Source organism: Streptomyces thermoalcalitolerans (assembly GCF_039525155.1).
Lineage (GTDB): Bacteria > Actinomycetota > Actinomycetes > Streptomycetales > Streptomycetaceae > Streptomyces > Streptomyces thermovulgaris.
In genome coordinates this window covers 150,408-175,743 of sequence record NZ_BAAAHG010000002.1, presented here as the reverse complement: position 1 = coordinate 175,743, position 25,336 = coordinate 150,408, and the positions used below count along the sequence as shown (strand labels likewise).

General features: G+C 72.2%; 21 protein-coding genes. 6 read left to right on the top strand and 15 right to left on the bottom strand.

From position 1 onward, the window contains the following. The first annotated feature begins 112 nt into the window (after positions 1-112). A complete protein-coding gene (locus ABD224_RS02215) occupies positions 113-1,015 on the top strand; it encodes a D-alanyl-D-alanine carboxypeptidase family protein (protein ID WP_344046074.1) in 903 nt (300 codons plus the stop codon). A gap of 136 nt (positions 1,016-1,151) precedes the next feature. Here the strand turns inward: ABD224_RS02215 and ABD224_RS02210 are convergent, their stop codons facing one another. Genes ABD224_RS02210 through pdhA (ABD224_RS02200) form a run of 3 tightly spaced genes read right to left on the bottom strand, consistent with a single transcriptional unit; the run spans position 1,152 to position 4,789 of the window. Then, entirely contained in the window at positions 1,152-2,582 is a 1,431-nt protein-coding gene (locus ABD224_RS02210; RefSeq protein WP_344046072.1) for a dihydrolipoamide acetyltransferase family protein, read from the bottom strand. A gap of 9 nt (positions 2,583-2,591) precedes the next feature. Continuing rightward, complete coding sequence (locus ABD224_RS02205) at positions 2,592-3,572, bottom strand: alpha-ketoacid dehydrogenase subunit beta (RefSeq protein WP_344046070.1); 981 nt, start codon at positions 3,570-3,572, stop codon at positions 2,592-2,594. 2 nt (positions 3,573-3,574) lie between these two features. Continuing rightward, a complete protein-coding gene (gene pdhA / locus ABD224_RS02200; RefSeq protein WP_344046068.1) occupies positions 3,575-4,789 on the bottom strand; it encodes a pyruvate dehydrogenase (acetyl-transferring) E1 component subunit alpha in 1,215 nt (404 codons plus the stop codon). Positions 4,790-5,319: 530 nt separating this feature from the next. On the opposite strand from pdhA (ABD224_RS02200), the gene ABD224_RS02195 reads away from it, so the two are divergent. Further along, positions 5,320-6,336, top strand: a complete 1,017-nt coding sequence (locus ABD224_RS02195) for a phosphotransferase (RefSeq protein WP_344046066.1) — start codon at positions 5,320-5,322, stop codon at positions 6,334-6,336. A gap of 11 nt (positions 6,337-6,347) precedes the next feature. On the opposite strand, the gene ABD224_RS02190 is transcribed toward ABD224_RS02195, so the two are convergent. Next, on the bottom strand, positions 6,348-7,937 hold the full coding sequence (locus tag ABD224_RS02190; protein WP_344046064.1) for a protein kinase domain-containing protein: 1,590 nt from the start codon (positions 7,935-7,937) through the stop codon (positions 6,348-6,350). Positions 7,938-8,275: 338 nt separating this feature from the next. On the opposite strand from ABD224_RS02190, the gene ABD224_RS02185 reads away from it, so the two are divergent. Then, the gene (locus tag ABD224_RS02185) at positions 8,276-9,910 is read left to right on the top strand and encodes a protein kinase domain-containing protein (protein WP_344046062.1); all 1,635 of its coding nucleotides are present in this window, start codon (positions 8,276-8,278) and stop codon (positions 9,908-9,910) included. Between the two features lie 161 nt (positions 9,911-10,071). Here ABD224_RS02185 and ABD224_RS02180 read toward each other — a convergent pair whose 3' ends face one another. Then, a complete protein-coding gene (locus ABD224_RS02180; protein ID WP_344046060.1) occupies positions 10,072-10,605 on the bottom strand; it encodes a bacterial proteasome activator family protein in 534 nt (177 codons plus the stop codon). A gap of 541 nt (positions 10,606-11,146) precedes the next feature. Between ABD224_RS02180 and ABD224_RS02175 the strand changes: the two genes are divergently transcribed. Continuing rightward, positions 11,147-11,752: a hypothetical protein gene (locus ABD224_RS02175; RefSeq protein WP_344046058.1), complete on the top strand. Its 606-nt coding sequence runs from the start codon at positions 11,147-11,149 to the stop codon at positions 11,750-11,752. 73 nt (positions 11,753-11,825) lie between these two features. On the opposite strand, the gene ABD224_RS02170 is transcribed toward ABD224_RS02175, so the two are convergent. The 7 genes from ABD224_RS02170 to pdhA (ABD224_RS02140) all read right to left on the bottom strand — a co-directional run bounded on the left by ABD224_RS02170 (position 11,826) and on the right by pdhA (ABD224_RS02140) (position 19,870). After that, a complete protein-coding gene (locus ABD224_RS02170) occupies positions 11,826-12,806 on the bottom strand; it encodes an NAD(P)H-quinone oxidoreductase (protein ID WP_344046056.1) in 981 nt (326 codons plus the stop codon). Positions 12,807-12,844: 38 nt separating this feature from the next. Beyond that, a complete protein-coding gene (locus ABD224_RS02165; RefSeq protein WP_344046054.1) occupies positions 12,845-13,945 on the bottom strand; it encodes a potassium channel family protein in 1,101 nt (366 codons plus the stop codon). Further along, positions 13,942-15,312 (bottom strand): molybdopterin molybdotransferase MoeA, encoded by a 1,371-nt coding sequence (locus tag ABD224_RS02160; protein WP_344046052.1) that lies wholly within the window; start codon positions 15,310-15,312, stop codon positions 13,942-13,944. Before ABD224_RS02160 ends, ABD224_RS02165 begins: the two co-directional genes overlap by 4 nt. Next, on the bottom strand, positions 15,312-16,259 hold the full coding sequence (locus ABD224_RS02155) for an NTP transferase domain-containing protein (protein ID WP_344046050.1): 948 nt from the start codon (positions 16,257-16,259) through the stop codon (positions 15,312-15,314). Before ABD224_RS02155 ends, ABD224_RS02160 begins: the two co-directional genes overlap by 1 nt. Positions 16,260-16,329: 70 nt before the next feature. Continuing rightward, positions 16,330-17,730, bottom strand: coding sequence for a dihydrolipoamide acetyltransferase family protein (locus tag ABD224_RS02150; protein ID WP_344046048.1), 1,401 nt, complete (start codon positions 17,728-17,730; stop codon positions 16,330-16,332). After that, positions 17,730-18,734, bottom strand: a complete 1,005-nt coding sequence (locus tag ABD224_RS02145; protein ID WP_344046046.1) for an alpha-ketoacid dehydrogenase subunit beta — start codon at positions 18,732-18,734, stop codon at positions 17,730-17,732. The genes ABD224_RS02150 and ABD224_RS02145 overlap by 1 nt, the downstream gene beginning before the upstream one ends. Continuing rightward, a complete protein-coding gene (pdhA, locus tag ABD224_RS02140; RefSeq protein WP_344046044.1) occupies positions 18,731-19,870 on the bottom strand; it encodes a pyruvate dehydrogenase (acetyl-transferring) E1 component subunit alpha in 1,140 nt (379 codons plus the stop codon). Before pdhA (ABD224_RS02140) ends, ABD224_RS02145 begins: the two co-directional genes overlap by 4 nt. A gap of 176 nt (positions 19,871-20,046) precedes the next feature. Between pdhA (ABD224_RS02140) and ABD224_RS02135 the strand changes: the two genes are divergently transcribed. Then, complete coding sequence (locus tag ABD224_RS02135; protein WP_344046042.1) at positions 20,047-20,550, top strand: Lrp/AsnC family transcriptional regulator; 504 nt, start codon at positions 20,047-20,049, stop codon at positions 20,548-20,550. A gap of 66 nt (positions 20,551-20,616) precedes the next feature. Here ABD224_RS02135 and ABD224_RS02130 read toward each other — a convergent pair whose 3' ends face one another. The 3 genes from ABD224_RS02130 to ABD224_RS02120 form a co-directional block, all read right to left on the bottom strand. Beyond that, on the bottom strand, positions 20,617-21,087 hold the full coding sequence (locus ABD224_RS02130) for a hypothetical protein (protein ID WP_344046040.1): 471 nt from the start codon (positions 21,085-21,087) through the stop codon (positions 20,617-20,619). Positions 21,088-21,241: 154 nt separating this feature from the next. Further along, positions 21,242-21,829 carry a TetR/AcrR family transcriptional regulator gene (locus ABD224_RS02125; protein WP_344046038.1) on the bottom strand — a complete coding sequence of 196 codons (588 nt, stop codon included), beginning with the start codon at positions 21,827-21,829 and terminating at the stop codon, positions 21,242-21,244. After that, positions 21,826-23,373, bottom strand: a complete 1,548-nt coding sequence (locus tag ABD224_RS02120; RefSeq protein WP_344046036.1) for a 3-hydroxyacyl-CoA dehydrogenase — start codon at positions 23,371-23,373, stop codon at positions 21,826-21,828. Before ABD224_RS02120 ends, ABD224_RS02125 begins: the two co-directional genes overlap by 4 nt. Before the next feature lie 170 nt (positions 23,374-23,543). On the opposite strand from ABD224_RS02120, the gene paaN reads away from it, so the two are divergent. Then, the gene (gene paaN / locus ABD224_RS02115; RefSeq protein ID WP_344046034.1) at positions 23,544-25,235 is read left to right on the top strand and encodes a phenylacetic acid degradation protein PaaN; all 1,692 of its coding nucleotides are present in this window, start codon (positions 23,544-23,546) and stop codon (positions 25,233-25,235) included. Positions 25,236-25,336: the final 101 nt, after the last annotated feature.

Genomic DNA, 25,336 nt, shown 5'->3' with positions numbered 1-25,336 from the left:
ACCATCACTCGCGGTTGTGCGTCAGACAGACGCGGCACCACCTCATGGACACTCAATGGGCACTCAACTCTGCCGCATCGAAGGGCCATTCGACACAATCGGGGTAACTCTCTTGAAAACCGGCATCCAGGGCACCCGTCTTCGCAGAGCCGTCGCCGTCGCCATGACCGCCGGGGCCGTCCTCGCCACCGGGGCCCTCACCGCGGCCCCCGCGCAGGCCGCCGCCGCGCCGTCGATCGGGGCCAAGGGCGGCTTCGTGATGGACAACGCGTCCGGCAAGTCGCTCTACTCCAAGGCCGCGGACACCAGGCGCTCCACCGGCTCCACCACGAAGATCATGACCGCCAAGGTCGTCCTGTCGGACCCCAAGCTGAACCTCGACGCCAAGGTCACCATCCAGAAGGCGTACAGCGACTACGTCGTCAAGAACAACGCCTCCCTGGCCCGCCTGATCGTGGGTGACAAGGTGACCGTCCGTCAGCTGCTGTACGGCCTGATGCTGCCCTCGGGCTGCGACGCCGCATACGCGCTGGCCGACAAGTTCGGCTCGGGCTCGACGCGGGAGGCGCGGGTGAAGTCGTTCATCGCCAAGATGAACAGCACCGCCAAGAGCCTCGGCATGAAGAACACGCACTTCGACTCGTTCGACGGCATCGGCAAGGGCAACAACTACTCGACGCCGCGCGACCTGACGATCCTCACGCGCAGTGCGATGAAGAACTCCACCTTCCGCACGATCGTGAAGACGAAGTCGTACACGGCCAAGACCATCACCAAGACGGGCAGCACCCGCACGATGGCCCCGTGGAAGAACACCAACCCGCTGCTGAGCAGCTACAAGGGCGCCATCGGTGTGAAGACCGGCTCCGGCCCGCAGTCCAAGTACTGCCTGGTCTTCGCCGCCACCCGCAACGGCAGGACGGTCATCGGCACCGTCCTCGCCTCCCCGTCCGCCGCACAGCGCAGCACGGACGCCACCAAGCTCCTGAACTACGGCTTCGCCAGGCTGGGCTGAGCCGTCCGCCCGCCCATGCGCCGGGCCCGCCGCTGACGGTCAGCGACGGGCCCGAGTCGTATCCGGCGAACGCCGGGGCGGGCCGTTCCGTACCGGTGCGCCCGCCCCGGATCGTCCGGGTGCCGTGCCGGGGCGGCTACGCCCAGGTGATCAGCCGCTTCGGCCGTTCCAGGATCGCCGCCACGTCCGCCAGGACCTTGGAGCCCAGCTCGCCGTCCACCAGACGGTGGTCGAAGGAGAGGGCCAGGGTGGTGACCTGGCGGGGCTTGACCTTGCCCTTGTGGACCCACGGCTGGGGCTTGATCGCACCGACGGCGAGGATCGCGGACTCGCCGGGGTTGAGGATCGGCGTGCCGGTGTCGACGCCGAAGACGCCGACGTTGGTGATCGTGATCGTGCCGCCCTGCATGTCGGCGGGGGACGTCCTGCCCTCCCTCGCCGTCGTCACCAGTTCGCCCAGCGCCTTCGCCAGCTGCGGAAGCGTCTTGGTGTGGGCGTCCTTGATGTTCGGGACGATCAGGCCGCGCGGGGTGGCCGCGGCGATGCCCAGGTTGACGTAGTGCTTGACCACGATCTCCTGGGCCGCCTCGTCCCAGGAGGCGTTGATGTCCGGATTGCGCTTGACGGCGACCAGCAGCGCCTTGGCGATCAGCAGCAGGGGGCTCACGCGCAGGCCCGCGAACTCCTTGTCCTGCTTCAGCTCCTCGACGAGCCTCATCGTGCGTGTCACGTCCACCGTCACGAACTCCGTGACGTGCGGCGCGGTGAAGGCCGAGCCGACCATCGCCGCCGCCGTCGCCTTGCGGACGCCCTTGACGGGGATGCGGGTCTCGCGGGCCGGGTCGTACGACGGCGCGGACGTGGGGACCCGGGGCTCCACGGCCGGTGCCGGAGCGGGCTCCGGGGCCGGCGCCGGGGGAGCGGCTGCCGCCGCCACCGCCGCGTGCACGTCCTCGCGGGTGATGATGCCGCCCGGGCCGGTCGGGACCACCGTCGCCAGGTCCACGCCCAGGTCCTTGGCCAGCTTGCGCACCGGCGGCTTCGCCAGCGGGCGGGGTCCGGCCCCGGCGGCGGGGGCCGGGGCGCCATGGCCGTTCAGCTCGGTGGGGGCCGCCGGCGCCGAGGGGACCGCGACCTGCGGGCCCTTGCGCGGGCGGCGCCGGGTGGCGGAGGCCGAGACGCCGTACCCCACCAGGACCGGCCGGCGGTCCTCCGCCTTCGGCTCCTGCTCCTGCTCCGGCTCCGGCTTCCGCTCCGTCTCCGGCTCGGCCGCCGGGGCCTGCGCCGGACCCTGCGCCGGCGCCGCACCCGCCACCTCCACCGCGATGATGGGGGTGCCCACGTCCACCGTGGCACCCTCGGCGAAGTGCAGCTCGCGCACCACGCCGTCGTAGGGGATCGGCAGTTCGACGGCTGCCTTGGCCGTCTCGACCTCGCAGATCACCTGGCCGTCGGTGACCCGGTCACCCGGCTTGACGTACCACGTGAGGATCTCCGCCTCGGTCAGCCCCTCGCCGACGTCCGGCATTCTGAACTCGCGCACGGACGTTTCGGTCATCGTCGTCACGTCCCCTCCTCAGTACGCCAGCGAGCGGTCGACGGCGTCGAGCACGCGGTCCAGGTCCGGCAGGTACGTTTCCTCCAGGCGGGCCGGCGGGTACGGCGCGTGGTAGCCGCCGACCCGCAGCACCGGGGCCTCCAGGTGGTAGAAGCACCGCTCGGTGATCCGGGCGGCGATCTCCGCGCCGGTGCCGAAGAACACCGGTGCCTCGTGGACCACCACCAGGCGGCGGGTCTTCTCCACCGACGCCTGGATCGAGTCGAAGTCCAGCGGGGAGACCGAGCGCAGGTCCAGGACCTCCAGGGACTTGCCCTCCTCGGCCGCCGCGGCGGCGACCTCCTGACAGAGCTTCACCATCGGGCCGTAGGCCACCAGGGTCAGGTCCGTGCCCTCGCGGACGACCCGCGCCTTGTGCAGCGGGCCCGGGATGGCCTCCGTGTTGACCTCGCCCTTGTCCCAGTAGCGCCGCTTGGGCTCGAAGAAGATCACCGGGTCGTCGCTCTGGATGGCCTGCTGCAGCATCCAGTACGCGTCCGAGGCGTTGGAGGGAGAGACGATCTTCAGGCCCGCCACATGGGCGAAGAGGGCTTCCGGCGACTCCGAGTGGTGCTCGACCGCGCCGATGCCGCCGCCGTAGGGGATGCGGACGACGACCGGCAGCTTGACCTTGCCCAGCGAGCGGGCGTGCATCTTCGCCAGCTGCGTGACGATCTGGTCGTACGCCGGGAAGACGAAGCCGTCGAACTGGATCTCCGCCACCGGGCGGTAACCGCGCAGGGCGAGACCGATCGCGGTGCCGATGATGCCGGACTCGGCCAGAGGGGTGTCGATGACGCGTTCCTCGCCGAAGTCCTTGTACAGGCCGTCCGTCACCCGGAACACGCCGCCGAGCTTGCCGACGTCCTCGCCCATGATCAGGACCTTGGGGTCGGACTCCAGGGCGCGGCGCAGCGACTCGTTGATCGCCTTGGCCAGGGCCATCTTCTCCGCTGCCATGATCAGACCCCCTCTGCGTCCGCGAACGACGCCTGGTAGGCGGCGAACTGGGCGCGCTCCTCGTCGACGAGCGCGTGCCCGTCCGCGTACACGTTCTCGAAGATGGCGAAGCCGTCCGGGTCGGGCATCGAGCGGACCGCCTCGCGCACCCGCTTGCCCAGCGCCTCGCTCTCGGCCTCGATGTCCGCGAAGAACTTCTCGTCCGTGCGGTGTGCGGTCTCCAGGTGGCGGCGAAGGCGCAGGATCGGGTCCTTCGCCTCCCAGGCCAGGCGCTCCTCCTCGCTCCGGTAGCGGGTGGGGTCGTCGGAGGTGGTGTGGGCGCCCATGCGGTAGGTGTACGCCTCGACCAGGGTGGGGCCCTCACCGCCGCGGGCGCGCTCCAGCGCCCACTTGGTGACCGCGAGGCAGGCCAGCACGTCGTTGCCGTCGACGCGGACGCCGGGGAAGCCGAAGCCCCGCGCGCGCTGGTAGAGCGGCACACGGGTCTGCTTCTCGGTCGGCTCGGAGATCGCCCACTGGTTGTTCTGGCAGAAGAACACCACGGGGGCGTTGTAGACCGCGGAGTAGGTGAAGGACTCGGCCACGTCGCCCTGGCTGGACGCGCCGTCGCCGAAGTAGGCGATGACCGCGGAGTCCGCGCCGTCCTTGGCGACGCCCATCGCGTAGCCGGTGGCGTGCAGCGTCTGGGAGCCGATGACGATCGTGTAGAGGTGGAAGTTGTTGCTGTTCGGGTCCCAGCCGCCGTTGTTCACCCCCCGGAACATGCCGAGCAGGTTGACGGGGTCGACCCCGCGGCACCAGGCGACGCCGTGCTCGCGGTAGGTCGGGAAGACGTAGTCGTCGTCGCGCAGCGCCCGGCCGGAGCCGATCTGGGCGGCCTCCTGGCCGAGCAGCGAGGCCCACAGGCCCAGTTCGCCCTGGCGCTGCAGGGAGGTGGCCTCGGCGTCGAAGCGGCGGGTGAGCACCATGTCGCGGTACAGACCGCGGAGCTCCTCGGCGGTGATGCCGGCGACGTACGTGTCGTACTCGGCGTTCTTGACGCGCTTGCCCTCGGGCGTCAGCAGCTGTACGAGTTCGGGGTCGGCGCTCTTCCTGGTGCCGGAGCTCTTCCTGGTCCCGGCGCGGCTCCTGGCGCCGGCGGTCTTCGTGCCGGTCGTGCCGGTCTTGCTTCTGGTGCTGCGTCGTGGTGTGCGCGCGGTAGTGCTCTCCACGGTCACGTGTGCTCCTCCGTCGGTCCGGCCCCCGGGATTGCCGGTGGACCAGTACGGCTCTCACCTGTCCTGGACCACGGGGCACGGGGTGGGTGCCACTCGGCCGGGAACAGGCGTGACAGGTGCCCCGGCGAGCGCCCTGCAGCAGTCACGTTACCCAGTGCTCCACATTTCTGGGAAACCCCTCTGACCTGCGCGTTTTCTTGGATTTCCAAGCATTTTTCCTAGGACGTCCAAGTATCGGGCGAAGTGTCGGGGCAGCCGCTGGTCACAGCCGTGCAGGGGGCCGGAACACCGGCACGTTATCCCGGTCACCCCTGAGTCGGGAAGGGTTGAGGACTGGCCGGAACTGCTCCTGATGGCGGATTTCCTCCGGGTGAACGGCGCACCGGCGCGCGGCGCGCGGAGGGGAACACCCCGCTGACCTGATGTGACCGAAAGCGACTGCTGACGACTGTCTGTGACAACGCTCAGCTCACGGCTTCCTCGGGTGCCCTACCATCTGGCGCGTGCCGCGCCCTTGTGTACCACCCCCCGTGCCCCATGCGCCCCCTCTGAGCGCCTTATTGCGCCAGTACTCCGCCGGTTCCGCCCTCACCTGCGAGCCGGTCGACCAGGGTCTGCTCAACCGCGGCTACCGGCTGTGCACCACCCGCGGCCGCTACTTCCTCAAGCACCACTTCGATCCGGACACCGCCGATCCGGCCGCCATCGCCCGCCAGCACCGGGCCACCCAGCGCCTGGCCGACCTCGGCGTCCCGGTGGCGCCCCCGCTGGCCTGCCGTGACGGGCGCACGGTCGCCGTCGTCGGCGGTCACGCCTACGCCCTGCACCCCTGGGTCGACGGCCGGCACCGCCACGGCGGTCAGCTCACCACGGGGCAGTGCGCCCGTCTGGGAGCGCTGCTGGGGGCCGTGCACGCCTGTCTGGAGCATGTGATGCCGCCCAAGGGGCGTACTCGCCCCGCGGCCGGCCCCCACCCCGTGGAGAGCGCCGATCCCGCCGGCACCTTCGCGCTGATCGACCGTCTGCTCGCCCACGTCCGCCGCCACCGTCCGCCCAGCGCCTTCGACGCGCTGGCCCGGCACCGGCTCCTGGAACGCCGGGTCCTGCTGAAGCGGCACGCCGACCGGCGTCCCCCGCCCGGCGGCCCGGTCGGCTGGGTGCACGGCGACTTCCACCCGTACAACCTGCTCTACCGGGGGGACGTCCCCGCCGCGATCGTCGACTGGGACCGGCTCGGCGTGCAGCCGCGCGCGGAGGAGGCGGTGCGGGCCGCCGCGATCTTCTTCCTGAGGCCCTCCGGCACCCTGGACCTGACGAAGGTCAGGGCGTACGCGCGCGCGTACCGCCGCGCCGCCGGTGCCACGTCCTCGGAACTCGCGGCGGCCGTGCACCGCGTGTGGTGGGAGCGCCTGAACGACTTCTGGATGCTGCGCTGGCACTACGAGCGCGGCGACACGCGCGCCGACTCCCAGTTCCCGGCCGCGTCGGCGCTCGTGGTGTGGTGGACGCGGGAGTACGGCGCGGTGTGCGAGGCGTTCACGCGGTGAGCGGCCCGGGGTCAGCCGCCGGTTCCCTGGCCTCCGATCACTCCCTGGGACGCACCGCTGTCGCCGCCGTCGCCGTCACCCGTCCCGTCGCCCGGCTCCTCGCCCGTGCCCGGGGTCGACGGCTGGGTCGCCGGGTCGGTCGGCGGGTTGGAGGTCTGCGGGTCGGACGGCTCGGTGGGGGTGTACGACGGCCGGTAGGACGGCGTGTAGTGCCACCCGCCTCCGCCCGAGCCGTTGCCCCGGCCCGTGGACGTGTTCTCCGACGGCTGGTCGTCCTCCGGGGTCTCGCTCGGCGTGGAGCTCGGCTCCTCCCCGTCCTTGGACGGCGAGCTCGTCGGCGACTGGCTGGTGCCGGTGCCGCCGCCGGTGCCGGAGTCGCCGGTGCTGTTCAGCGCCAGCGCCACGCCCACCACGACGGCGACCACCGCGAGCACGGCGAGGATCCACAGCTTGCCGCGGCCGTTGCCCTGGTTGCCGTGCCCCTCGAAGCCGCCGTTGTCGCCGCTGCCGTACCCGGCGGGCAGGATCGGCTGCGGGATCTGCGCGGTGGTCGAGCCGGAGCCGCCGGCGTGCGGCATCACGGTCGTGGCGGCGACGCCCGCCGCCGGGGCGCGCCGGCCGTCGGGCATCTCCACCGGGCCGGTGTTCCAGGTGCCGGTGTAGCCGCCCTGCTCGTACAGCATCTGCAGCCCGTACTGGACCAGGCCGCGCATCTCCTCGGCCGTCTGGAACCGGTCGTCGGGCTCCTTGGCCAGCGCGCGCAGGACCAGGCCGTCGAGTTCCGGCGGGCAGGTGCTGCCCTCGATCTGGGACGGCGGCACCGGCATGTCCTGGACGTGCTGGTAGACCACCGACAGCGGGGTCTCGCCGACGAACGGGGGCCGCAGCGCGAGCAGTTCGTACAGCAGACAGCCCGTCGCATACAGGTCGGAGCGGTGGTCGACGGCCTTGCCGAGGGCCTGTTCCGGCGACAGGTACTGCGGGGTGCCCATGACCATGCCGGTCTGCGTCATCGTCGTGGACGCGCCGTGCAGGGCGCGGGCGATGCCGAAGTCCATCACCTTCACGGCGCCGTTGTTGGTGATGATGACGTTGGCGGGCTTGATGTCGCGGTGCACGATCCCGTGCTGGTGCGAATAGGCCAGCGCGTCCAGGACGCCCGAGACGATGATCAGTGCCTGCTCGGGGCCGGGCGCCTCCGCGGTGTGCAGCAGATCACGGATGGTGCGGCCCTCGACCAGCTCCATCACGATGTACGGCACGGACTGGCCGTCGACTTCGTCCTCGCCGGAGTCGTACACGGCGACGATCGCGTGGTGGTTGAGTCCCGCCACCGACTGCGCCTCACGAGTGAAGCGGGCCTTGGCGGTGGGGTCCTCGGCCAGATCCGCGCGGAGCAGTTTGACCGCCACGGTACGTCCCAGCCGTACGTCCTCGGCGGCGAACACCTCGGCCATACCACCTCGACCGAGCCGGTGCGTCAGCCGGTACCGGCCGTCGCCGACCAAGCCGCCGTTGCCCCACGTCTCCGGCGCGTCTGACGTACCGCCGTCAGTCGCCTCGGGGTCGGACGGGCCCTGGGCGCGCTGCTGCTGTGCCATCAGTCCTCGCCGTCGTTTCTGCCCGCGGTGCGCGCGGTGTTGTTGCGTCTCCCTCGGCCACGCTACAGGCTCCGCGCAAGCCGCCGGTCCAGATCGTGTGGTGACCTTACGTGGAAACCGGCCCGAGACGGATCGGTCATCAAACCCGGTGCGGGTGCCTTCGCGCAAATTCTGTGTACCGACCGTACGACCGCTGTCACGCTTCCGCGACGGTTCCTTCGCGTACGGTCACGGAACGGGCACCGAACTTGACGTGTCGGTGCCCTGGGGCAGACTTGGCCAGGAATGAGTCATTCGAACAACGAGGGCGCCCGACGGCCTAGTGGGGGAACGGAAAGATGAGCCAGGACGGCGCACACGGCCGCCACACGGGGCGGGCACTGGCCGGCGGCCGCTACCAGCTGCGCGACCTGCTCGGCCAGGGCGGCATGGCCTCGGTGCACCTCGCCTACGACTCCGTGCTGGACCGTCAGGTCGCCATCAAGACGCTCCACACCGAACTCGGCCGGGAGCCGGCCTTCCGTGAGCGGTTCCGCCGCGAGGCCCAGGCAGTGGCGAAACTCACGCACACGAACATCGTCTCGGTGTTCGACACCGGCGAGGACGAAGTCGACGGCATGACGACGCCGTACATCGTCATGGAGTACGTCGAGGGGCGTCCTCTGAGCTCGGTGCTGGAGGAGGACATCCGGCAGCACGGCGCGATGCCCGTCGACAAGGCCCTGAAGATCACCGCGGATGTGCTCGCCGCGCTGGAGATCAGCCATGAGATGGGGCTGGTCCACCGCGACATCAAGCCGGGCAACGTGATGATGACCAAGCGCGGTGTGGTCAAGGTCATGGACTTCGGCATCGCCCGCGCCATGCAGTCCGGGGTGACCTCGATGACCCAGACCGGCATGGTCGTGGGCACCCCGCAGTACCTGTCGCCGGAACAGGCCCTCGGCCGGGGCGTGGACGCCCGCTCCGACCTGTACTCGGTCGGCATCATGCTGTTCCAACTGGTCACCGGGCGGCTGCCGTTCGACGCCGACTCCCCGCTCGCCATCGCCTACGCGCATGTGCAGGAGGAGCCGGTCGCCCCCTCCTCGATCAACCGCTCGCTGCCCCCGGCGGTGGACGCGCTGGTCGCCCGCGCGCTGCGGAAGAACCCCAACGAGCGCTTCCCGAACGCCGAGTCCATGCGCGACGAGTGCCTGCGCGTGGCGGCCTCCGTCCAGGCGGCCCCGCCCCGCATCGTCCCCGGCGCCCAGACACCGAGCGGCGCGGGCGTGGCCTCCGCGGTCTTCCCGCCCGTCGACCAGTCCACCCCGGCCCCCTCGGGCCAGGTGCGGACGCCGTACCAGCCGGCCCCGGCATCCCACCCGTACGGCACCGGTGCCCCCGCCCCGTCCCAGGGGTACGGCTACCCGCAGCAGGCCGGCTACCAGACGCCCGCCGCGCCGCCGTACGCCCAGCCGGCGCAGGCGCCGACCCCGCCGCCGTACACCAACGCGCCCCAGCACATGTCCGGGCAGGGCGACCGGAGCAGCAAGCCGGTGATCATCGGATCGGCCGCCGTCGCCGCCATCGTGGTCCTCGGCCTGATCGTCGCGCTGATCCTGAACAACGGCGACGGCAAGAACGACGCGGGGGGCGGCGGCAGCAGCGCCTCCGCGTCCCCGTCGGTGGTCGCGGGGCACCGCGGACCGGACAAGTCGAAGACGATCGACAAGGCCGAGTGCACGGAGCCGCGGAAGGCGTACAACGACCCGGACAAGATCGAGGTCCCGAACTTCCAGTTCAAGTACCTCGGGTCGGTCAAGGAGTGCTTCCAGGCCGCGGGGTGGCGCATGAAGATCAAGCGGGTGGACGAGAACACCTACGGCCAGGACACGGTCATGGACCAGTTCCCCTCCGCCGGCACGGACGTCGACCCGGACAACATGCCCGAGATCGAGCTCAGCGTCTCGACCGGCAACCCGCCGTCCTGAGACACGGTCCCGCGCCGGCCGTGGAGCACGCCGCACACCGGCCGGGAAGCGGTCACGGACCAGCCGTGAGGCGGTCGTGGCGGCCACGGCGGCCATGACGAAGGGCCCGACAGGATCCTTCCTGCCGGGCCCCGGCACAAACGGGCCTGCGCCCCGCAGCCCTACAGGTACGGGCCGCCCTGGCGGCTGCCCGTGCGGGAGTCGTCGCTGTCGTGGCCGAGACCCGAAGGAAGGGCGCGGCGCATCTGCTCCAGCTGGGCACGAGCGGCCATCTGCTGGGCGAACAGGGTCGTCTGGATGCCATGGAAAAGACCCTCCAGCCAGCCCACCAGCTGTGCCTGGGCGATCCGCAGCTCGGCGTCGCTGGGGGTTGCCTCGTCGGTGAAGGGCAGGGAGAGCCGCTCCAGCTCCTCCACGAGCTCCGGCGCCAGACCGTCCTCCAGCTCCTTGACCGAGCTGGCGTGGATCTCCTTCAGCCGGTTCCGGCTCGCCTCGTCCAGGGGAGCCGCGCGCACCTCTTCGAGGAGCTGCTTGATCATGCTGCCGATCCGCATGACCTTGGCGGGCTGTTCCACCTGTTCCGTCACCGGGGTCTCGCGGGAGTCGTCGTCCCCGCCGCCGAGCGCCATACCGTCCTGCCCCACGACCAGGATCTGCGGCTTCTCCGACGACCGTTCGTTCCTCGGCATCTCCATACCACCATTCTCTCGCACCCGTGCCCACCCCCTTTGTGGTGCCCCCGCACGGGATGCTCCACCCCGTTGCTTGTTTCTTTGTATTTCTTTGTATGTCTTGCTCCCGCGTCCTCGGTCGATGCGGGCGCGGCAGACGGGCCTCGCAGAGGGCCCGCCGGCGGGCCCCCACCGCCGGCAGCGGCTCGGCCGCCCGTTCGTCGTGCGGCGGGCCGGCCCGGTCCGCGCACACCAGGCCCGCGGCTCGGCGCGGTCCGTCTCCGTCCGTGCGTACAGCATGCGACCGGCCTCGTCCACGCCCTCGTGGGTGATCAGGCCCGCGTTCCGGGCGGCCGGGTACGGCGCGGATCCGCCCGATGTCCGGCGGACGGTCCGCCCCCGTGCGCATCGCGCCCTCGGCGCGCGGCCGGGAGGCGTGGCGGAGGCCGTCCTCCAGCGGCGCCGGCAGCCCGTGACGCAGCGGCGTGACCGGATGGTGCCGTGCGTTCGTCCCGGCGGCCGATCACGGAATGCCGGACGGGGCCCGTGATGTGAGTGTTGTTGCGTGACTCCATGGCTGCGCGCGCTGGTGCGCGCGACGGGGCTGCTGATCGTGCTGGGAGCGGCCGTCCTGTGCGGCGGTTCCCTCTCGGCGCACCACGCGCTGCCCACGCCCTCGGGCGCCACCGCGTCGTCCCACGCGCCCTTGGCTTCCCTCCCGGCGTCGCCCTCGGCTTCCCCCTCGTTCTCCGCTTCCTCCCTCCCCTTCTCGGCCTCCTCACCCTCTTCCGTGTCGTCGTCCCCGCCGTCCCCACCGTCCTCACCCTCCGCCGAGCCCTCGTGGCGCAGAAGCCGGTGGCCGGACAGGGGGCGGGAGTGGCCGGGGCGGCCGCCCTGGTGGAGGACGGAGGCGGTACCGGAAGAGGGCGACGGCCGTGCGGACCCCGGAGACGCGCACGGCAGTCCGGAGTCTGATCCCTCCTCCCTGTCACCGCAGCAGGCCGCTCCCCTGACGTCCGGGCCCGCGGACGGCTCCGTCTCCGGGACCGTCCCGCGGACCGGCACCGAGACCGGGCCCATGCTGCGGATGCTGCCCCTGGGCAGCGGGCTGATCCTGATCGGCCTCGGTCTCGGGCTCGCGTTCATCGCCCTCCGTCTGCGCCGGAGCTAGACCGGAATCGGGCCGGGCCCGCACCAGCCGGCTCCGAACCAGCCGGGCCGGTACCTGCGCCGGTACCGGCAGGTCAGGACGTCACCAGGAGCACCTTGCCGATGTGCCTGCTCTCCTCCACGAGCCGGTGGGCGGTCGCGGCATCGCTCATCGGCACTTCCTGGTCGATGACCGGCCGGACATGGCCGTCGGCGATCAGCGGCCAGACGTGCTCGCGCACGGCGGCGACGATGGCCGCCTTCTCACCGAGCGGGCGGGCACGCAGCGAGGTCGCGCTGATCGCGGCCCGCTTGTTGAGCAGGGCGCCGATGTTCAGCTCGCCCTTGGTCCCGCCCTGCATACCGATGATCGCGAGTCGGCCGTTGACGGCGAGGGCCCGGACATTGCGGTCCAGGTACTTGGCGCCCATGTTGTCGAGGATCACGTCGGCGCCGGCCCCGTCCGTGGCCCGCCGGATCTCCTCGACGAAGTCCTGCTCGCGGTAGTTGATCAGGACCTCGGCGCCCAGTTCGGCGCAGCGCTCGAGCTTCTCCCGGGTGCCGGCGGTGACGGCGACCTTGGCACCGACGGCCCGGGCGAGCTGGATCGCCATGGTGCCGATGCCGCTGGAGCCTCCGTGCACCAGCAGCGTCTCGCCGGGGCGCAGATGGGCGATCATGAAGACGTTGGACCAGACGGTGCAGGTCACCTCGGGCAGCGCAGCGGCCTGCTTCAGATCGACGCCCTTGGGAACGGGCAGCACCTGACCGGCCGGAACGGCGACCTTCTCGGCATAGCCGCCGCCCGAGAGCAGCGCGCACACCTCGTCGCCGACGGCCCAGCCGGACACCCCGGGCCCCAGTGCGGCGATCCGCCCGGAGCACTCCAGACCGGGGTACCGGGAGGCACCGGGCGGAGGGTCGTAGAAGCCCTGCCGCTGCAGGATGTCGGCCCGGTTGACGGCGCTGGCCGCCACGTCGATCAGCACCTCCCCCTCGCCGGGCACCGGGTCCGGCACCTCGTCCCACACCAACCTCTCGGGTCCCCCGGGTTCGGGAATCGTGATCGCATGCATGGGGCCGACGCTACCTGGGAGCCGGTACGGGTCCGTCCTCAGTCCTGGGGGAGCGGCCGCGTGTCCGGGGTGACCTTGGTGTCCGGTGTGGTCCGGACGATGGTGATCAGACGGTCGGTCAACTCCAGTTCCCGGACGGCCGGGTCGTCGTATCCCAGCACCCGGTGCCCGCGCAGCACGCTCACCACCAGGTCGTCCATGGTCCGCGGATCCTGGCCCACCTCGGCCCGGGTGACGGGCCGTTCGACGATGTCCAGGCCGCTGCCCTGCTGGATGAGGTCCTCCAGGACCATGCTCGCGGCCGGACTGAGCACGGACAGCCCGAGCAGCCGTCCCGCCGCGCTCGCACTGGTGACGACGGCGTCCGCCCCGGACTGCTTGAGCAGCGGCGCGTTTTCCTCCTCCCGCACCGCCGCGACGATCTTCGCCCTCCGGTTGAGCTGCCGGGCCGTCAGCGTCACCAGCACGGCCGTGTCGTCCCGCTGGGTGGCGACGATGATCTGCGCCGCCCGCTGCACCTCGGCCCGTTTGAGCACCTCGCTGCGGGTGGCGTCCCCGATCACGCCCACATAGCCCTCCGCCGTGGCCGCGTCGATCGCCTTGGAGCTGGGGTCGACCACGACGACCTGCTGCTTCTTCAGTCCGGCCGCACACACGGTCTGAAGCGCCGACCTGCCCTTCGTGCCGAACCCGATGACGACGGTGTGATCGCGCACAGTGGTCCTCCAGCGATTCAGACGCCATTCCTCACGGCTGCGTTCGGTGAGGGCTTCCAGCGTGGTGCCGACCAGGATGATCAGGAAGATCACACGCAGCGGCGTGACGACGAAGATGTTGACGAGCCGGGCGCTGTCGCTGACGGGGGTGATGTCGCCGTATCCGGTGGTGGAGAGGGTCACCGTCGCGTAGTACGCCGCGGCGATGAGGTCCACCGGGGCGTCCTTTCCGGCGTCCCGGTACCCGTCGCGGTCGACATAGACGATCGCGATGGTCAGGAGCAGCACCAGCAGCGCGAGGGACAGCCGCTTGCCGACCTGTCGTATCGGGCGCTCCACGATTTTCCGCGGGAGCTCCACCCGATGGGTCATCAGATGTTCGTCCGCTTGGCGGGCGATCGCATCCTGGCCCGGAAGTTTCACGTGAAACACACCCCGATTCCGGCGGCGGCCCAGGGCAGATCGAGGAGTTCGGCCTCCTGATCCGGCCGGACGCCACCGGGTGGTACGACGGCGAGAGCATCGGCCACCGCGACACCGCGCAGCATCGCGGGACCGTTGTAGCGCAGTGGAACGGCGTGGTCGCCGCGCAACACGACCGGCACAAGCCGGGTGTCGTACGGATGTCCCTGCACGGCCTCCCGCAGGGGCAGCGTGTACGGCTCCGGGGCCGGGTGCGCGGCCAGTGTGCGCAGCAGGGGATCGGCGAGCGTCAGCAGGCCGGAGACGGCCGCGAGCGGGTTGCCGGGCAGACCGACGAGGTGCTGGTCCTCCTTGGTGCGGGCCAGCAGCATGGGGTGGCCGGGGCGTACCTCGACGCCGTCCACCAGCAGTTCGGCGCCGATCCGGCGCAGGGTGGGGTGAAGGTGGTCGACCGGCCCGGCGGCGGTTCCACCGGTGGTGACGATCACCTCGGCCCTGGACCGGGTGATCGCCCGGTGCAGGGCCTTCGCATCGTCGCCGATCCGGCGCACGGTGGTGTCCCCGGCGCCCAGCGCCCGCAGCCAGGGCGGCAGCATCGGGCCGAGCGCGTCCCGGATCCGGCCGCCGTGCGGCAGGCCCTCGGTGAGCAGTTCGTCGCCGAGGACCAGGACGTCGACGCGGGGGCGGGGGATCACGGTGAGCGTGTCGTACCCGGCCGCCGCGGCGAGACCGAGCACGGCCGGGGTCACCAGGGTGCCGAGGGGCAGCAACTGGTCCCCGCTGCGGCACTCCTGGCCGCGCGGGCGGATGTCCTTCCCGTGTCCGGCCTCACAGAGGGCGTGCAGTCTGCCCTGGGTGTCCGTGCGGCCGTACTCGCTGCGCAGCACGGCGGTCGTGTCCTGCGGGACACGGGCGCCGGTCGCGATCCGTACGGCCTCGCCGTCGGTCAGCGGCTCCGGCTCGTCGTGCCCGGCCAGGACGCCCTCGTCGCGCACGGTCCAGGGACCGGGGCCGGCGACCGCCCAGCCGTCCATGGCGGAGGTGTCGAAGGAGGGCAGGTCGGTGAGGGCGGTCAGCGGTGCGGCCAGGGCCAGGCCCAGGGCGGCGCCGAGAGGCACCGCGACGGGGGCGCGGCGGGCACCGGCCCGGGCGGCGCGGGCGGCGATCTCGCGGGCCTGCGGCCAGGGGGTGGTCCGGTGACGGGCCGCCGGGGCGTGCGGGGCCTGCGCGGGGTGCGGGGCGGTGCCGTTGCCGGTACCGGTGCCGTTGCCTTCGTTCACGAGGGCGAGCGCCTCCTCGACGTCGAGTTCCTCGGCGTCCTCGGCGTCGCCGGCGTCATCGGCGACCTGTACACCACGGGCGGTCATCAGGCGTCCGGGCGGGAGTCGGGCGTGGCGCCGGAAGCCGCGTCGGACCTGCCGGTGCGGGGGGTGGCGTCGGTGTCCGCGGCGGTCTCCTCCGCCCAGCGCCGCGCGAGGGCGGCGGCCTTGCGGGAGGCCTCGGCGACCGCCTCGGGACCGCCCTTTCCCCGGGCGGCCGCGTAGCCGACGAGGAAGGTGGTCAGGGGTGCCGCGGGCCGGTCCACGCCGTGCGCGGCCTCGCGGGCGAGGTCGAGCAGTGCGCGGACGTCGACGTCCAGGTCGATGCCCAGCTCGTCCTTGACTGCGGAAATCCATTCATCCAACACGTGCTCATGCTCCCTGATACGTGCCCTGGCGGTGGCGATGTCGTCCCAGGTGTCGCAGTCGAAGGAGGCGGCGACATCGTCGGGGACGCGGACGAGGTCGAGGGCGGCGGTCAGCCGGCGCAGCGGCAGCCCGGCAAGGGCGCCCTGGGCGCCGGGGGCCGGGTGCCGGGTGGTGAGCGCCGTCAGTTCGCGGCGCAGCGCGTGTGCGCGGTAGGCGGCCACGAGCGGCTGGTCGTGGCCGTCGGCGTCGGTGAGCAGCGCGCCGTCGGCCTCACCGGCGTGCAGGGCGCTCAGCAGCCGCCGTACCGTGACCGGCCGGAGGAAGGGAAGATCGGCGGAGAGGACGACGACGTGGTCCGCCGTGGTGCGGCGCAGTCCGGCGTCGAGCGCGGCGAGCGGGCCCGCGCCGGGCGGCTCCTCGCGCACCCAGCACACGGGGCGCGCGGTGGGACGGGGATCGGAGACCACGACGGTGGTGCGTGCGTCGGCGCAGGCGGCGAGCACGCGGTCGAGCAGGGTGCGGCCGCCGACGCACACCCCGGGTTTGTCGACGCCGCCCAGCCGTCGGGCGGCTCCCCCGGCGAGCACGACGGCGTCGTAGAAGAAGGACTCCTCGCAGGCGGTCACCCCCCGAGTATGCGACCCGCCCGCGTTCCCGATGAACGCGGGCGGGTCCCAGGGGTCTGCGTCACCTGCGTCACAGAGTGCGCAGCAGCACCGCCGGCTGTTCCACGCAGTCGGCCACGTACCGCAGGAAGCCGCCGGCCGTGCCGCCGTCGCACACCCGGTGGTCGAAGGTGAGCGAGAGCTGGACGACCTGCCGCACCGCCAGCTCGCCCTCGTGCACCCAGGGCTTGGGGACGATGCGGCCGACGCCGAGCATGGCGGCCTCGGGGTGGTTGATGATCGGGGTGGAGCCGTCGACGCCGAAGACGCCGTAGTTGTTCAGGGTGAAGGTGCCGCCGGTGAGATCCGCGGGAGCCAGGGTGCCGGCCCGGGCCGCCTCGGTCAGCCGGGTGAACTCGGCGGTCAGCGACTCGGCGTTCCGCGTGTGCGCGTCCCGTACGACCGGGACGACCAGCCCGCGCTCGGTCTGCGCGGCGAAGCCGAGGTGCACCTCGTCCAGCCGGACGATCTCCCTGGACTCCAGGTCGACCGTGGAGTTGAGCTCCGGGTAGCGGGCGAGCGCGGCGGTGCAGATCCGGGCCAGCAGGGCGAGCAGGGAGATCTTCGGTCCCCCGGCCGCGTTCATGGCGTCCCGGGTCCGCATCAGCTCCGTGGCGTCGGCGTCCACCCAGCAGGTCGCGTCCGGTATCTCGCGGCGGCTGCGGGAGAGCTTGTCGGCGGTGGCACCGCGGATGCCCTTGAGCGGAATGCGGGTGCCGGAGGTCCGCTGCGGCGTGGCCGCGGGCGCGGGGGAGGCGGCCGGTGCCGCGGCGGCCCGGTTCCGTGCCGCCTTGGCCCTGAGCACGTCCTCGACGTCCGCGCGCAGGATCAGCCCATCGGGCCCGGAGCCGGCCAGCTGCCGCAGGTCCACGCCGTTCTCCCGGGCCAGCCGGCGCACCAGCGGCGAGATCACGGGGACGGGTTCCTCGGCGGACCGCTCGGCCACCGCGGCCGGACGGGCTCCCGCCGGGCGCGGTACCCCGTCCGCGGCCGGTGTCCTCTTCGCCGCGGCCGGTGCCGGCGAAGCGCCCGTCGCCGTCTTGCGCGCTCCCGGCGTCCCTGAAGTCCCCGGCGTTCCCGATGTCATCGGCGCCGGGCGCACCCTGCGTCTGCGTGCCGGAGGCGCCCCCGTGCCGTAGCCGACCAGGACGTTGCCGGAGCCCTCGGTCTCGCCACCGGCGTCCGGTTCCCCGACCGCCACCGTCAACAGGGGTGCGCCCACGGGCAGTTCCGTGCCCTCCTCGCCGAAGCGGGCCGTGACCACGCCGCTGTAGGGGCAGGGCACCTCGACCATCGCCTTGGCCGTCTCGACCTCGACGACCGGCTGATCGACGGCGACCACGTCGCCCACGTCGACCAGCCAGCGGACGATCTCCGCCTCGGTGAGCCCCTCCCCGAGATCGGGGAGCTTGAACTCCAGCACCTGTGTCATCAGCTCTCGGCCTCCCACTGCAGACGCGCCACGGCGTCCAGGATCCGGTCGACGCCGGGCAGGTGGTACCGCTCCAGCATCGGCGGTGGGTAGGGAATGTCGAAACCGGCCACGCGCAGCACCGGTGCCTCCAGGTAGTGGAAGCAGCGCTCCGTGACACGGGCGGCGATCTCCCCGCCCGGACCGCCGAAGGAGCCCGCCTCGTGCACGACGACCGCGCGTCCGGTCCGCCGCACCGATGCGCACACCGTCTCGTCGTCGAACGGCACCAGCGAGCGCAGGTCGACGACTTCCAGGTCCCATCCCTCGGCCCGGGCCGCCTCGGCGGCTTCGAGGCAGACGGGTACCGAGGGACCGTACGTGATGAGCGTGGCACTTCTGCCGGTGCGCCGCACCACCGCACGGCCTATCGGCTCAACGGTCTGCGGGTCGTCCGGGTTCCAGGAGTCCTTCGACCAGTAGAGCCGCTTGGGCTCGAGGAAGACGACCGGATCGTCGGAGGCGATGGCGGCGCGCAGCAGCCCGTAGGCGTCGGCGACGGTCGCGGGCGTGACGACATGGAGCCCCGGAGTCGCCATGTAGTACGCCTCGGAGGAGTCGCTGTGGTGCTCGACGCCGCCGATGCCGCCGCCGTAGGGGATGCGGATGGTGATCGGCAGGGGCATCTTTCCGCGGGTGCGGTTGCGCATCTTCGCCACATGGCTGGCGAGCTGTTCGAACGCCGGATAGGCGAAGGCGTCGAACTGCATCTCGACGACCGGGCGCAGGCCGTACATGGCCATGCCGACGGCGGTGCCGAGGATGCCGGCCTCGGCCAGCGGGGTGTCCATGCAGCGGTCGTCGCCGAACTCCTTGGCGAGACCGTCGGTGATGCGGAAGACACCGCCGAGGGTGCCGACGTCCTCGCCCATGACGTGCACGGAGGGGTCGGCGGCCATCGCGTCGCGCAGCGCGCGCGTGAGGGCCTGGGCCATGGTGGCCGGCTTGAGCGCCGCAGTGGTCATCGGGCCTCCTCTTCCTCCGCCTCGGCCTGGAGTTCGGCGCACAGCTGGTCCTGCTGCTCGCGCAGCTGCGGCGTCGGCTCGGCATACACGTGGGCGAACAGGTCCATGGGGTCGAGCGGCGCGTCCTGGTTCATGCGCTCGCGCAGCCGCGCCGCCATCGCCTCGGCCTCCTCGCGGACGGCCGCGATGCCGTCCTCGTCGAGCAGACCGCGCTTGGTCAGCTCCTGCTCCAGCAGCTGGATCGGATCGTGCGCGCGCCAGACCTCGACCTCGGCGTCGTCGCGGTAGCGGGTGGCGTCGTCGGCGTTGGTGTGGGCGTCGATGCGGTAGGTCACCGCCTCGACGAGGGTCGGGCCGCCTCCCGCGCGCGCGTGCCGCACGGCGTCACTGAGCACCTCGTGCACGGCGGCGGCGTCGTTGCCGTCGACCAGGCGGCCCGGTATGCCGTACCCGACGGCCTTGTGGGCCAGGGACGGTGCCGCGGTCTGCTTGGCCAGCGGGACGGAGATCGCGAAGCCGTTGTTCTGCACCAGGAAGACGACGGGTGCCCGCCAGACGGCGGCGAAGTTCAGTGCCTCGTGGAAGTCGCCCTCGCTGGTGCCGCCGTCGCCGACCATGGCCAGGGCCACCACGTCGTCGCCCTTGAGACGGGCGGCGTGGGCGAGACCGACGGCGTGCGGCAGCTGGGTGGCGAGCGGGGTGGACAAGGGGGCGACCCGGTGCTCGTAGGGGTCGTAACCGCTGTGCCAGTCGCCGCGCAGCAGCGTGAGCGCCTCGGCGGGATCCACGCCACGTGCCACGACGGCGAGCGTGTCGCGGTAGCTGGGGAAGAGCCAGTCGCGTTCCTCGAGACAGAACGCTGCGGCGACCTCGCAGGCCTCCTGGCCGGTGCTGGAGGGGTAGACGGCGAGTCGGCCCTGCTTGGTGAGCGCGGTGGCCTGGACGTTGTAACGGCGGCCGAGCACCAGCTGCGTGTACAGCCGGCGCAGCAGCTCCGGGTCGGCCTTCTCGGCCTTCTTCGTCCCCAGGACGCGGTAGGGCTCCGCGTCGGGCAGCAGCGGCGCGGGGTCGGTCCGGGGCTGCCAGGCAGGCGGCGGAGCCGGCCGGTAGGCGCTGCGCTGCTCCATGACCGTCATGGCGGGCACCTCCTCGTGGGAGCGGCTACGGGAGGCGGATCGCCTGTGACCCGCCCCACCTACCGATTGTTCGGTCGCCGGCACATTTTGGCCACAGGCGGACCCAGGCTGTGGACAAACGGTTCTCCACAGCCTGAGATGGATGCAGGACGTCCACGGCGAGGAGGCGGGGGGACATGGCAGCTGAACAAATGGCCGAGAACGCCAAAGCCCCGGACGCTCCCGCTCCGCCGCCGCGCCCGCTGGACGCCGTCGATCAGGCCATCCTGCGGATGCTGCAAGTGGACGGCCGCGCCTCGATACGGTCGATCGCCGAGCGGGTCCATGTCTCGCGCGCCAACGCCTACGCCCGGATCAACCGGCTCATCGAGGACGGCGTCATCCGCGGCTTCGGCGCCCGGGTCGACCATGAACGCGCGGGGCAGGGCACGTCCGCGTACATCACGCTGAAGATCGTGCAGAACACCTGGCGCACCGTGCGCGAGCAGCTCAGACGGCTCCCCGGTGCCTCCCACATCGCACTGGTCGGCGGCGACTTCGACGTCCTGCTGCTGGTGCACACCCCGGACAACCGGGCGCTGCGCGAGCTGGTGCTCACCCGGCTCCAGGCGATCCCCGAGGTGCTCAGCACGCGCACGCTGCTGGTGTTCGAGGAGGAGGACCTGGAGCCGCAGGGCTGACGGGCGGCCGGGCCGGTACGGGGTGTCCCCGCCACAGGCGGGCGGTGGGAGTGGAACGACACCCCCTTAGCGGTCCACGCCCCAGCGCCAGAGGAGTTCCCCGCCGACGGGAACCGCGGCCCAGCGCGCGGCGGCGGCGTCCAGCCGTGGTCCGGTCCTGGCCAGCGCGTCCGCGTCGATCGGCGCCCGGCCGACAGCGCGGCCCTCCGTGGGAAGACCGCGCCATGCGCGGTAGGCCCAGTTCACGCGGAGCTCGGCGGCCATCACGGCGTCGCCGCCCCGGCGCAGCACCTTCATCCCGGACCGGCGGTGGCGGCGCGGGGTGACGAACTCGAAGCCCTGGAAGGTGGCGCCGCGCGCCATCGCACCCCAGAAGCCGTCGTCGATGCCGAGCGCGGTCTCCACGACCGCGTGGACCAGGTCGTGCGGCATGGTCGGGCCGACCGGCTGGGCGGGCAGCCTGACGTCCGGCCCCTTGCGGCCACGGACCAGAATCTCGTGCTGGTTGTCCGGCAGCTTCCGGAAGGAGATCTCCATCAGGAGCGAGGGTAGGCGCCCGCCCGGCCGCCGCCCAGCGGTTTTCACGGCCGCCCCGGGGCGGCCGCGGCCGTCCGCGACGGCGTACCCGCCGGGGGCCCGGCGGTCGCGGACGGGGCGGCATCCCGGACGACTCCTGGTGCCGGCGGCTCCTTCACGTCTTGCGCAGCCCCGAGAACGCCAGCCGCACCACCGCGTCGGCCACCTCGGGCGCCCCCATGCCGCGCCCGTCGGGCCGGTACCACTCGGCGATCGAATTGATCATTCCGAAGACGAGCCGGGTCGCCAGGCGCACCTCCACATCGGCGCGCACGTCCCCGTCCCCGGCCGCCTCCCTGAGCAGCTCGGCCACCCGGCGGTCGAACTCCCGGCGCCGTTCCAGCGCCCAGCGCTCGGTGACGGTGTTGCCGCGCACGCGCAGCAGCAGGGTCACGTACGGCAGTTCGGCGATCAGCACCTCGACCATGCGGCGCACCACGTACTCCAGGCGCTCGACGGCACGCCCCACGCGCGCCTGTTCCTCGTCGAGGATCCCGAAGAGCTCGTCCAGTGCCCGGCTGACCGCCCGGCGCAGCAGCTCCTCCTTGCCCGCGACATGGTGGTAGATCGACGACTTGGAGATGCCGGCCGCCTTGGAGAGGTGCTCCATGGAGGTGCCGTCGTAGCCGCGCTCGTTGAAGACCTGCACGGCCACGGACAGCAGTGTCTCGGGGGTGTACGTGTCGCGCCTGGCGGTGGTCATGAGGTGCCCTCCCGCTCGTCGGTGGCGTACATGTGGCGGTACAGCGCGAGCGACGGTGCGCAGCGGCCGGACGGATCGCGCCGGTGCAGATTGTCCAGAAGGCCGTGGGCCCAGGTCCGGCCGAGCCGGCGGTTCCACTCGAAGGGGCCGAGCGGATAGCTGACGCCCAGCCGCATGGCGGTGTCGACGTCCTCCTCGGTGGCCACGCCCCTGGCGACGGCGTCGTACGCCAGGTCGACGATCCGGGCGACCGTCCGGGCCACGATCATGCCGGGCACGTCCCCGATGACGCTGACCTTCTTGCCGAGCGCCTGGAACAGGCCGGTGGCCTCCGCCAGGGTCCGCGGAGCGGTGCGCGGGGAGGCGGACAGGGCGATCCGGGTGGCGCGGCGGTAGTCGAGCGCCAGGTCGAAGTGGACGAGGTCGCCGAGCTCCGCGGAGGTCCGCCCGTCGGCGAGGGCCAGCCGGCCGCCGCCCGGCAGCACCAGGCAGGCGCCGCGGGCCCCGCCCTTCCCGTCCTCCTCGTGGTTCCTCTCCCGCTCCTCCTCGCGGACGGCGATGCCCGCCTCGCGGATCAGCGCGAGCAGGCCGGCGGCCGGGCCCAGGTCGCCCCCGGCGACGACGTAGGCGGGCGGCTGCTCCTGCCCGGCGGTGTGCGGCTCGGGACGCTCGGCGCCCTCGGCGTAGTCGTACCAGCCGCGCCCGCTCTTGCGGCCCAGCCGTCCGGACTCGACCAGACGCCGCTGGGCGAGCGAGGGCGTGAAGCGGACGTCCTGGAAGAAGGACTGCCACACCGAGTGCGTGACGGACTCGTTGACGTCCTGCCCGATGAGGTCGGTCAGCTCGAAGGCGCCCATCCGGAAGCCGCCCGACTCGCGCAGGACGGCGTCGATGGTGGCCGGGTCGGCGCCCTGGGACTCCAGGACCGCGAAGGCCTCGGCGTAGAAGGGGCGCGCGATGCGGTTGACGATGAAGCCGGGGGTGTCGGCGCAGACGACGGGGGTCTTGCCCCAGGCGCGGGCCGTCTCGTACGCGCGCGTGGCCGCGGCGGCGTCGGTGGCGAACCCGGAGACCACCTCCACCAGCGGCATCAACGGGGCCGGGTTGAAGAAGTGCAGGCCCACGAAGCGGCCCGGGGCGCGCAGCGCGCCGCCGATGGCGGTCACCGACAGGGAGGAGGTGTTGGTGGCGAGCAGACAGTCGTCGCCGACGATGCCCTCCAGTTCGCGGAACAGCTCCTGCTTGACGTCCAGACGTTCCAGGACGGCCTCGACGACCAGGGAGCAGTCGGCGAGCTCGGCGAGACTGTCGGCGGGCCTGAGCCGTGCGCGGGCCGCGTCCCGGTCGGCACCGGTGAGCCGCTCCTTCTCGACGAGCCGGTCGAGCCGGGCACCGATCGCGTCGGCCGCCTCCCGGGCCCGCCCCGGCACGGCGTCGTACAGGCGCACGGGGTGGCCCGCGACCAGTGCGACCTGGGCTATGCCCTGGCCCATGGTGCCGGCGCCGACGACGGCTACGGGGCTGCTGAGGTCGAGTGCTGTCATGTGCGCGATCCTCCCGCACGACGCTGTCCACAGATGCGGCGGACCCCTTGTACCGACCGATCGTTCGGTTACTCTAACTCTGACTGCCTGTTCCTGCCCATGTGGGGAGCAGGGTTCCGCCCAGGTCATGAGCTCGGCGAGGAGCTCTTGAGACGAGGAGTTGGTCCCGCATGGCCGCCGAACCGACCGCGCACGAGCTGATCACCAGGCATCGGCCCACTCTGGACCGGGCGCTGGAGGCGATCCGCACCCGCGCGTACTGGTCCCCCCACCCCGAGCACCCCAAGGCCTACGGGGAGAACGGCAGTCTGGACGCGGCCGCCGGCAAGGCCGCCTTCGACGCCCTCCTCGGCACCCGCCTCGACCTCGGCCAGCCCGGCACCGACGACTGGGTGGGCGGCGAGGTCTCGCCGTACGGCATCGAGCTGGGCGTGACCTACCCGCACGCGGACATCGACGTGCTGCTGCCCGCCATGAAGGCCGGCCAGCGGGCATGGCGGGACGCGGGCCCCGAGACGCGGGCCGTGGTGTGCCTGGAGATCCTCAAGCGGATCAGCGACCGGACGCACGAGTTCGCGCACGCGGTCATGCACACCTCCGGCCAGGCCTTCATGATGGCCTTCCAGGCCGGCGGCCCGCACGCCCAGGACCGCGGCCTCGAGGCGGTGGCGTACGCGTACGCGGAGCAGGTCCGCACCCCCGGCACCGCCGAGTGGACCAAGCCGCAGGGCAAGCGCGACCCGCTCTCCCTCACCAAGCGGTTCGTCCCGGTCCCGCGCGGCATCGCGCTGGTCATCGGCTGCAACACCTTCCCGACCTGGAACGGCTACCCGGGCCTGTTCGCCTCCCTCGCCACCGGCAACGCGGTCCTGGTCAAGCCGCACCCGCGCGCGGTGCTGCCGCTCGCGCTGACGGTCAGGATCGCCCGTGAGGTGCTCGCCGAGACCGGCTTCGACCCCAACCTGGTGGCCCTGGCCGCCGAGCGGCCCGGCGAGGGCATCGCCAAGACCCTGGCCACCCGCCCCGAGATCCGCATCATCGACTACACCGGCTCGACGGCCTTCGGCGACTGGCTGGAGGCCAACGCCCGCCAGGCGCAGGTCTACACCGAGAAGGCCGGCGTCAACACGGTGATCGTGGAGTCCACCGACGACTACCGGGGGATGCTGTCCAACCTGGCCTTCTCGCTGTCCCTCTACAGCGGCCAGATGTGCACCACCCCGCAGAACCTGCTGATCCCCCGCGACGGCATCCGCACCGACCAGGGCCCCAAGTCCTTCGACGAGGTGACCGCCGACCTCGCCAAGGCGGTGGAGGGCCTGCTCGGCGACGACGCACGCGCCAACGCGCTGCTCGGCGCGATCGTCAACCCGGACGTCAAGGCCCGCCTGGAGGCCGCCGCCTCCCTCGGAGAGGTCGCCCTCGCCTCCCGCGAGGTGACGAACCCCGACTTCCCGGACGCGGTGGTCCGTACGCCGGTGATCGTGAAGCTGGACGGCGCCAAGCCGGACGCCGAGGCCGCCTACATGAGCGAGTGCTTCGGCCCGGTCTCCTTCGCCGTCGCCGTCGACTCGGCCGCCGACGCGGTGGAGCTGCTGCGCCGCACCATCCGCGAGAAGGGCGCGATGACGGTCAGCGCGTACACGACCGACCAGGAGGTCGAGCAGGCGGTGCAGGAGGTGTGCCTGGAGGAGGCCGCCCAGCTGTCGCTCAACCTCACCGGCGGGGTGTACGTCAACCAGACCGCCGCCTTCTCCGACTTCCACGGCTCGGGCGGCAACCCGGCGGCCAACGCGACCCTCACCGACGGCGCCTTCGTGGCGAACCGCTTCCGGATGGTGGAGATCCGCCGGGAGGCATAGAGCCCTCCGGATGTCCTCCGCCGGCCTTCCGCAAGCCCTCCGGAAAGCCCCCGGAGGAGTTCCGGAAGCCCCGAGGACGTCCGACGGCCGGCCCTCTGACG